8 protein-coding genes and 3 pseudogenes are annotated in these 8,000 nt (G+C 59.8%); 7 read left to right on the top strand and 4 right to left on the bottom strand.

Annotated elements, in window-relative coordinates; translation table 11 throughout:
• Nucleotides 1-59: 59 nt before the first annotated feature.
• The 3 genes and pseudogenes from ACQ7C1_RS31420 to ACQ7C1_RS31410 all read left to right on the top strand — a co-directional run bounded on the left by ACQ7C1_RS31420 (nt 60) and on the right by ACQ7C1_RS31410 (nt 1,456).
• Nucleotides 60-497 (top strand): aminopeptidase P family N-terminal domain-containing protein, encoded by a 438-nt coding sequence (locus tag ACQ7C1_RS31420; RefSeq protein WP_430961177.1) that lies wholly within the window; start codon nt 60-62, stop codon nt 495-497.
• Between the two features lie 217 nt (nt 498-714).
• Nucleotides 715-858: pseudogene (locus tag ACQ7C1_RS31415) on the top strand (diaminopropionate ammonia-lyase); the annotation flags it as partial.
• A 121-nt stretch (nt 859-979) separates the two neighbouring features.
• Nucleotides 980-1,456, top strand: a complete 477-nt coding sequence (locus ACQ7C1_RS31410; RefSeq protein WP_430961176.1) for an Lrp/AsnC family transcriptional regulator — start codon at nt 980-982, stop codon at nt 1,454-1,456.
• Nucleotides 1,457-1,536: 80 nt separating this feature from the next.
• On the opposite strand, the gene ACQ7C1_RS31405 is transcribed toward ACQ7C1_RS31410, so the two are convergent.
• Nucleotides 1,537-2,469 (bottom strand): LysR family transcriptional regulator, encoded by a 933-nt coding sequence (locus ACQ7C1_RS31405; RefSeq protein ID WP_430961175.1) that lies wholly within the window; start codon nt 2,467-2,469, stop codon nt 1,537-1,539.
• A gap of 114 nt (nt 2,470-2,583) precedes the next feature.
• Here ACQ7C1_RS31405 and ACQ7C1_RS31400 point away from each other — a divergent pair, with 114 nt between their 5' ends.
• The gene (locus ACQ7C1_RS31400; RefSeq protein ID WP_430961174.1) at nt 2,584-3,192 is read left to right on the top strand and encodes an FMN-dependent NADH-azoreductase; all 609 of its coding nucleotides are present in this window, start codon (nt 2,584-2,586) and stop codon (nt 3,190-3,192) included.
• A 28-nt stretch (nt 3,193-3,220) separates the two neighbouring features.
• On the top strand, nt 3,221-3,655 hold the full coding sequence (locus tag ACQ7C1_RS31395) for a DoxX family protein (protein ID WP_430961173.1): 435 nt from the start codon (nt 3,221-3,223) through the stop codon (nt 3,653-3,655).
• Between the two features lie 776 nt (nt 3,656-4,431).
• On the opposite strand, the gene ACQ7C1_RS31390 is transcribed toward ACQ7C1_RS31395, so the two are convergent.
• The 3 genes and pseudogenes from ACQ7C1_RS31390 to ACQ7C1_RS31380 all read right to left on the bottom strand — a co-directional run.
• Nucleotides 4,432-5,025, bottom strand: a complete 594-nt coding sequence (locus tag ACQ7C1_RS31390; RefSeq protein WP_430961172.1) for a hypothetical protein — start codon at nt 5,023-5,025, stop codon at nt 4,432-4,434.
• A 110-nt stretch (nt 5,026-5,135) separates the two neighbouring features.
• The gene (locus ACQ7C1_RS31385) at nt 5,136-5,621 is read right to left on the bottom strand and encodes a transposase (protein WP_430961171.1); all 486 of its coding nucleotides are present in this window, start codon (nt 5,619-5,621) and stop codon (nt 5,136-5,138) included.
• A gap of 333 nt (nt 5,622-5,954) precedes the next feature.
• Nucleotides 5,955-6,195: pseudogene (locus tag ACQ7C1_RS31380) on the bottom strand (aldehyde dehydrogenase family protein); the annotation flags it as partial.
• On the opposite strand from ACQ7C1_RS31380, the pseudogene ACQ7C1_RS31375 reads away from it, so the two are divergent.
• Together ACQ7C1_RS31375 and ACQ7C1_RS31370 are read left to right on the top strand one after the other, a co-directional pair.
• Nucleotides 6,185-6,347 (top strand): annotated as a pseudogene (locus ACQ7C1_RS31375) (transcriptional regulator); the annotation flags it as partial. The pseudogenes ACQ7C1_RS31380 and ACQ7C1_RS31375 sit on opposite strands and share 11 nt — an antisense overlap.
• A 468-nt stretch (nt 6,348-6,815) precedes the next feature.
• Nucleotides 6,816-7,844: an IS110 family transposase gene (locus ACQ7C1_RS31370; RefSeq protein WP_430961170.1), complete on the top strand. Its 1,029-nt coding sequence runs from the start codon at nt 6,816-6,818 to the stop codon at nt 7,842-7,844.
• Nucleotides 7,845-8,000: the final 156 nt, after the last annotated feature.

Below are 8,000 nucleotides of genomic sequence, written 5' to 3'. Positions count from 1 at the left end.
GATGCAGACCAACTCCTTGACGCCCTACGGAGAATGGCGCCATTTGCACTCCTCATCGGATGGCTCATGGCAACCCGCCTGATCTCGCCCGTGAGCGAACTCTTGCTGCAAACAGGGCGGCTGGAGCCGTTCGTCGGAGCCCCGGCCTGGTCGCCGCTCTTCCATGCGGGCACCTGGTTGGCGATAGGCGCCGTTCTCAGCGCCTTCTCCTACGGCCATGTTTCCAGCTTGGGAAAGCAAGTGGCGGTCGCGCACGCCAGATCATGCACAGGCACAAGTTCGACGCGTTGCTCGTCTCGTCACCGCCCAACGTCCGCTATTTCACGGGCTTCGATTCCCAGTTCTGGGAAAGCCCGACCCGGCCGTGGTTCGTGGTCGTTCCGCTTGAGGGCGATCCGGTCGCCGTCATCCCTGAGATCGGCGCGCCCGAGATGGCGCTGACATGGATGAAGGACATCCGCACCTGGCAGGCCCAGCCGGGCCAGTGCGGGCATTAGCCATAGAGAAGGCCGAAGCACTCGTCATTGCCCTTCTTCACCGCAAGCCCCATGACGACCGGGAACAGGATTTCCGTGGGTTCTGCTCATCAACACCGAGGGCGCGACCGATCCGGCCTCCTACGAAAACATCGTGGGATCGAAGCCAGCAGATGTGCTCAGCGGACCCAGGCCTCCACAGGGCACGAGGCCATCAAGACGGTCGTCGTCGAACCAGGCGATGCTCGAGTGCTACACCCCTTCAATGGTTGCCTGGCGCATCCTGGATGCGACCTCCAGCGCGTTCGTCACAGTGACCGAAGACGAGGCCAAGAGCGCGATGCGCAAACTGGCCTTCCGCGAGCGTCCGGTGGTCGCCGGAGGACCTCATCAAGCGAGATCAGCGGAGTGGCAGTCTCGTCGCGCCACAGTCTGAGATAGGGGCGCACAAGACTGGGAGCGTCGGTGCCGAGAAGCACCTTGTCGTCGGTGCGCAGACTTTCGTGGCTCGAACTATCGCATCCGACCTTGATGAGTTCGATCTCAAAATCTTGCGGCTGGTCCAGCAGGACAACCAGACACCTCAGCGGGTCATCGCTGACAAGATCGGCCTGTCTCCGCCCGCGGTGGCGCGGCGGCTGCAGCATCTGCGTGAAGCGAAGTACATACGTAGCGATATTTCGGTCTTGGATGAGACGGCCATCGGTCGTCCGCTCACGATTGTTGTCCATGTCACCACCGACAACGAAAGGCTGGACCTTCTCGACGGGATGAAGGAGCGTTTCAGCAAATGTCCGCAGGTCCAGCAGTGCTATTATGTGACGGGGGAAATGGACTTTATCCTCATCCTCAACGTCCGCGACATGGCAGAATACAACGAGCTTACAAGAACCCTTTTCTTCGAAGGTGGGAATGTCAGAAGTTTCCGCACCTGTGTGTCGATGGAGAACGTGAAGACGTATGGGCCAATTCCTGTTTGAACCTATATTTCCGGACTGGTGAGTATTCTTCGAGAGAACAGTCACGCACTCGAGTAACCACGAGCGCTGAGGACCTGCTGTCACGGATCGGTGCCGACACCATTCGAGCCGTGGAATTCGCTGGACAGCCTTGCGCGAACCTCGGTGGTAAGCCACCGCGCGGCAGGGCCCGGCGGGTTGGCGACATTGTGAATGGCGTAGATCGGATACTCGCCCTGGTCGAAAGCGGGAAACGCAAGCCGGACAAGGCGGCCATCGGCGATGTCACCCTTGACCAGGGATGCCGGGAGCCCGCCCCAGCCCAATCCGCCGCGGATAAACTGATGCTTGGTCGCGTTGTCGCTGACCCGCCAGGTCTTGAGTGAGAAGACGTTGAAGTCGCGTCCCTTTGTCAGCCCAGAGGCGTCGTATACCACGAGCTGCGTCTCGTCCCTGACGTCGGCAACGCTGATAGTCCGGTCCAGCATTCCAAGGGGATGGTCCGGAGCTGCGACGGGTATCATCGCAGAATGGCCGATCCGTTCGGAAACGATCTGATGATTTCCCGTCGCCATAAAGCCGCCGAAGCCGACGGTCGCCCTCCCGGTAATGACCGCATCCATCACGATCCCGAGCGTGCCGACGGTGACATTCACAGACACGGTTGGGTACAGGTTTCGGAAGGCGCGCAGCACAGCGACAACGATGTCTGAAGGCACGGCGCTGCTGATGGCGAGGGGCAGCTCTCCCTCAAGTCCTTCGTTTAGCGCCTTCACCCGCGCCCGCATCAAATCGAGATCCCCAAGCAACCGGCGCGCATCCTCGAGAACGGACCTGCCAGCCTCTGTAAGTTGCGGCCGCTTCGTCCCGGAACGGCCGAAGAGCGCCACTCCTAGCTGCGCCTCGAGATTGGCGATCGTATAGCTAATGACCGATTGCGTGCGATTGAGCGCGCGGGACGCCGCCGAGAAACTGCCTTTCTCCACTACGGCAAGGAATACCTGAAATTGATCCAAGGTTGGGTGCGGCTGCATCTCTCATCGACCGTATCGATATGTTGGTTCGAATTTATGCCGATTTTCCCGATGACCAGCAAGCTTTACATCATGGCTAATTCACCTGCCGCATTCTTTCGAAGGGAACTGCACATGTCATCCATCCTGCTTCTCACCGCCAGTCCGCGCCCCGGCTCCTTCTCGACCCAGATCGCCGCCGAGCTTGCCGAACGGCTAAGGGCAGCCAATCCTACCGGCGCCCTTGTTCACCGTGACCTCGCCGCCAACCCGTTACCGCATATGGATGGTGGGTTCACGACCGGAATCCACAAAGCCGCCGAAGATCTGAACGCTGCTGAAGCGGCTGCACTCCGCCTGTCAGATGAACTGGTGGCGGAGATTCTGGCGGCGGACACGCTGATAATCGGCACCGCCTTCATTAACTTCAACATCACCTCGAATCTGAAATCCTGGATCGACTATATCGGCCGGGCAGGCAGGACCTTCCAATATACGGCTAGCGGTCCCGAGGGACTGGCCAAGGGCAAGAAGGCTTACATCGTCTTAGCCTCGGGCGGGATCTACTCCGAAGGCCCGGCGGCAGCGCTTGATCATGCCACGCCCTACCTGAAGTCAGTGCTCGCCTTCATCGGCATCACCGATGTCGAGGTGATCCGTGTCGAAGGTGTGAACCGAGGCGCCGATGGCGCCGCAAATGCCGTGACCGCCGCGCGGGCGCGGATCGCTCGTATCGCCGCCTGAAGCCGCTTTACTGAAACAGGAGCTTTCCATGCAAGCAAACACCGTCTCCACTCCCATCCAGCCAGCTGGGAAAGTACTGCAAATCAGCCTCTGGAGCGTTCAAACGCTGATGTTCGCCGCCTTCATTCTGTTCGGTTTCCAGAAACTCTTCATGCCCGCCGAGGCCCTGGCCGCTATGTGGCAGACCCAATGGCCGGTCGAGTACCCATCGCTATTGCGCTTGACCGGATTGATCGATGTAGCGGGTGGGATCGGCATCCTCTTGCCTGCTCTTACCCGCATCCAGCCGCGCCTCACCGTGCTTGCGGCGCTTGGCTGCACACTGCTGCAAATCTGCGCAATCATCTTCCATGCCATGCGGGGCGAATTTGCCGCCCTGCCGCTAAACTTCATCCTGCTTCCCCTCGTGGCCTTCATCCTGTGGGGCCGCGGCAAGCGGGCGCCCGTCGCGCCGCGCCGGTAGAGGACCGCGCCTCAAAGGGAGCAGTCCCCTAAGCGTCGTCAGCGGCTTGCAGCAGGCCATCGGCCTGTGTTCGCGGGTCCTCATCGACCCCGGAAGCTCCCTGGTGCTGGAGGAACCCTGCTACGCCATAGCCCGCGGCATCATCGTCGCCAACGGGGCGGAGCCGATGGCCGTCTGTGACAGGGACGGACTGGATTAGAGCAGTCTTCCAGACCCAAAAGGCAATGCATTTAAGTTCCTCACGCCAAGGCTCCAGTTTCCGCTGGGAGGGGTGCTGCCGCAAGCAAGAAGACAGGTGCTGATCGAGTGGGCGCTGGCTGGCAACGCCTACATCATCGCAGGCATCCTCCATCGACATCCATACCTGATACGAAGCCAGAGCCACTGCAAACAAGAGGCGATCGGCTCGTCCGATGGCCCCTTGTCCTCTCCAAGGCACATTCACTCAGCGGCGAGATGTTTGGGACTAAGGCGCAACTCAACGGCGCGGCGGTGGCCCTCCTGTTGTTCGGTCGATGGCAAGAATGCAATCAACCCTACGAAATCAACTAGCTCCCAAACCAATGGGTCAGGTGTACAACATGGGCTTCCGTCATCTCCGATAGGTCGCGGCCGCGGCACGAAACGGGAGCTTCAGCACCGTCGGCAACGAATTGAACCTTTGACCAGTCGATCATTAGCGAGCGCAACCGGGACCGCGAGCGGCGCTGCGCCATCGATCGCTCCGGTCTGCCGGATCGCCGACCGTCCTTGTCAACGGCAAGGGTCTTGATGCGTTAGATCGCGGAAAGGCGGGCCAACATGTTCCGAAGCTCAGCATTCTCCGCATACAGATGCGCCCGCCACAGCGCCTTCAGCCGGCGGTTTTCGGCCTCGAGCGCGTTGAGGTCCTCTGCGCCAGCCTGCTGCGATATCCCCGCGGAAACGGATCGGGCTGGCGTTTTCTTTTTTGGCCCCATCGCTTTCAAGGCAGCGCGGCGCCTCATAGGAGCAGCGGGGGCTGTCTCTTCTTGCGCGGGGACGGGGACTGGCACGTTTGCAGCGTCATCCGTTTTCGCTGATGGTTGTGGCAAATCCGCCGGCTGGGTCGGCAAGTCAGAGGTCGTCGCCTTCACGAGGGCCGCCACGGACGGTTGTTCGTCGGGTTTCACGATCGTCTCGAGAATTCTGGACTCGGATCGATGGGGTGCAGGTGATGGCCGCACCGCACCGAGCTCTGCGTCAGCGCCAACGCCGGTCACCGCCAGATCGGATTCCACCGCACGCGCGATCGCCTTGAGGTCGGTATCACCCCAGATCGAGGCGCCTTGGCCTCTTTGCTGACGCCGGCCCGACTTGAATTCGACAATGAAATTGCGTCTTGCTTTCATACAGACCTTTATCCGGAAATGAAGGAACGTGACCCCGTGACACGTGGGGTTCGCCGCACAGATAGGCAAAGGCGTGCGTTTTTGCAACGCAGGCGGTATAGCCTGTCAGCCTAGTCCAGACCGAGCCGCTTGCGCAGTTCGGCATTCTCAGCGCGAAGCTTTTCCGCGAGCTGCTGGCGCAGCCGCTTGTTTTCCTCTTCGAGCGCGACCAGGTCCGCCAGAGTATCGACGCCGGCGCTGGGCTCGACCCTGGCGTCTGGCTGGGGTTTGGCGGCGGGCGCCTCCACCGCGCCGGCGGTCCGTTTCCATTGGTAATAGGTCTGCTCGGAAATCCCGGCGTCCTTGATCGCCGTCTTCAGGGTGTCGCCGGCCGATGCGCGCGCCTCGATCTGCGCGAGCTTTTCGGCGCGCTTGCTGTCGGAGTAACGGCGCTGCCGCACACTGTTCGCAGGCGGCCCAGCCTTGCTCGCTTTCGCGCCGGCAGACAAACGTTTCCCCTTCGCCGATGATGTGCGCCTCTTCGGGGGATGCGCCGTCTCGCTGGTCTCGGCCCTGGACAAGGGCTGGGCCTGTTCCAGATTTTCTTCGTCCGCCATGGTAAGCTCCCGGTTGGAAACTTCTTTTCAAACGGTTGAAGGGGTGAGTCAACAGCATGCGGTTTGGATTACGCGTCGACAAGTTTCGATCGACCGTTGCAGCAGATCTTCGCTTCCCCCGGTGAAACGAATGGCGGGCTTCGATGGTGCCGTCGCAGTGACCTGTGGGAACCGAATGAGCGAGGCGGTTCATGCGCCAAGCGGAAGGGACACTGCGATCACCACTCACCTTCTTCTAGCAACTCAGGTCACGGAATGGAGTTGACTGATTGAGCAAGACGCGGCCACGGAATCCATTGGATATCTGTGACGTTGATGAGCATGGCCCGCGGACTAAAGCCCGCCCATGCAGGGATACTTCATCTCGAGATAGTCCTCGAGGCCGTGCCGAGATTCCCTCGCGACCGATCCCTGACTGCTTGACGCCGCCGAAGGGGGCTGCTTCCGACGACATACGGCCGGTGTTGATGCCGACCATGCCGTATTCAAGCGCCTCGGCCACTTTCCAGACGCGTTTGAGATTGGAGGCGTAGAAATAGGCGGCAAGACCGTAGATCGTGTCATTGGCTGCGCGTGGTTCCGATTACATGCGTGTGGACGTCGAGAATGCCGGCGCGTTTGAGCGTATTCACAACGACATCCTCTCCACCTTGCCCGGTGTCTGCGAATTCACTCGAGTTTTCTATCCGAGATGTCCTTGGGGTTCGTCCCAGGCTCCGACGTTGACCGTGAAAAAGCTAGCGTCAATTGAACAAGAGGCGGCTGCCGGTCATGCGGAGAGTCGTTACTGTGCAATTGATCCCCTTGCCTATCCGAAGTTCGACTGAAGCCCCGCTACCTCCCACGACCTCGGCCATCTGGAAATCAGATGGCCGCAATATGCAAACTGTTCTTGTCTGCGAGATCACCGTTGCCTCTAATGATGAGGATAAAAATAGAGGAGGGAGAATTGTTTCGCAGATGCCAACTCGGAGAGACCTCGAGGCGGTTTCAGTGAAAGATCGTGCTGAAGTAACTGGTTTCTCTCGTGTATGCAGAGATATGCCCGAAAGCTCTTAGATCCGCTAAATCCCTAAGTCGAACGCCAGTCTGTTGATTGCCACTGAGAACTGATGGAGTGGATGCCCCCTCCGACGGCATTGCAATGTGCCTGAGTGATGTTCGCCAGAACGTCACTTAGAGGAGAGAGCATCCATGAAGGAAGTTAGCATCGTCGGCCTGGACCTTGCAAAGCGGGTGTTTCAGGTTCATGCCGCAGGAAGCGATGGAAGTTTGGTCTTGCGCAGAAAGCTGTCTCGCGGCCAGGTGGTCACCTTCTTTACGGAACTGCCCAAATGCACGGTCGCGATGGAGGCCTGTGCCACAGCGCATTACTGGGCGCGTGAGATCGGCAAGCTTGGCCACGAGGTTCGATTGATCCCGCCGGCTTACGTGAAGCCTTTCGTCAAACGACAGAAGAATGATGCTGCCGACGCGGAAGCGATCGTGGAAGCAGCGACCCGGCCGTCGATGCGCTTTGTCGTTCCGAAGTCTGAACCGCAGCAGGCCTGCTCCATGCTCTTCCGGACGCGGGACCTCTTCGTCCGTCAGCGAACGCAGCTTATCAATGCCCTTCGAGCACATCTGGCCGAGCATGGTGTCATCGCACCGCAGGGAATTGCGAGCCTGGCGTTGCTGGCGGAGATTGTTGAAGATCACGACACGGGCCTCGACCTTATCGTTGTGGAGACCGCTCGACTGTATCTGGACCAGATAGGAGTGCTCTCTTCTCGGATCGCATCGCTGGAAAAGGCGCTCAGATCGGAAGCGAAGCGTTCGCAGAGCACCGCCCGCCTTATGTCCATGCCCGGAATGGGACCGATTACGGCAATGGCAGTCGAGGCTTTCGCGCCCACCATGGTGACCTTCAGAAGAGGACGAGATTTTGCGGCCTGGCTCGGCTTGGTGCCAAAACAGCATTCGAGCGGAGGAAAGCAGGTGCTCGGCAGAACATCGAAGATGGGACAACGCGACATCCGTCGGCTTCTTATCATCGGCGCGATGACCGTCATTCGATGGGCATGCCGGAAAGCCCCACCTGAGAACTCGTGGCTGGCACGGATGCTGGCGCGCAAACCTCGTATGCTCGTTGCGATCGCCCTCGCCAACAAAATGGCTCGATCCATCTGGGCAATGATGACCAAGAACGAAGATTACAAGGATTCCGCTCTGGCGGCAGCGTAAGATGGCTGAGCTGAAGTCAGGACGGATCGTCGGCGTGTGAGGAGGTCAGCGAACGGAAGGACGAAGATCGGTGAGAGTGGGGCTGGGAATGCATCGGGCGGGTCAAGGGGTCGTGACGGGGAAAAAACGGAAGGTTCTGCCGCAGGCGGAAAGCCT

It is taken from the genome of Rhizobium sp. Nf11,1 (genome assembly GCF_050587665.1).
GTDB lineage: Bacteria > Pseudomonadota > Alphaproteobacteria > Rhizobiales > Rhizobiaceae > Rhizobium.
Note: the sequence above shows the minus strand (reverse complement) of the source record. Positions and strands in the feature narration are given on the sequence as shown.

Coding starts and splice junctions, on each gene's coding strand:
- ACQ7C1_RS31420 (WP_430961177.1), top strand. CDS start 60: ATGGCTCATGGCAACCCGCCTGATCTCGCCCGTGAGCGAACTCTTGCT.
- ACQ7C1_RS31405 (WP_430961175.1), bottom strand. CDS start 2,469: ATGCAGCCGCACCCAACCTTGGATCAATTTCAGGTATTCCTTGCCGTA.
- ACQ7C1_RS31400 (WP_430961174.1), top strand. CDS start 2,584: ATGTCATCCATCCTGCTTCTCACCGCCAGTCCGCGCCCCGGCTCCTTC.
- ACQ7C1_RS31395 (WP_430961173.1), top strand. CDS start 3,221: ATGCAAGCAAACACCGTCTCCACTCCCATCCAGCCAGCTGGGAAAGTA.
- ACQ7C1_RS31390 (WP_430961172.1), bottom strand. CDS start 5,025: ATGAAAGCAAGACGCAATTTCATTGTCGAATTCAAGTCGGGCCGGCGT.
- ACQ7C1_RS31385 (WP_430961171.1), bottom strand. CDS start 5,621: ATGGCGGACGAAGAAAATCTGGAACAGGCCCAGCCCTTGTCCAGGGCC.
- ACQ7C1_RS31370 (WP_430961170.1), top strand. CDS start 6,816: ATGAAGGAAGTTAGCATCGTCGGCCTGGACCTTGCAAAGCGGGTGTTT.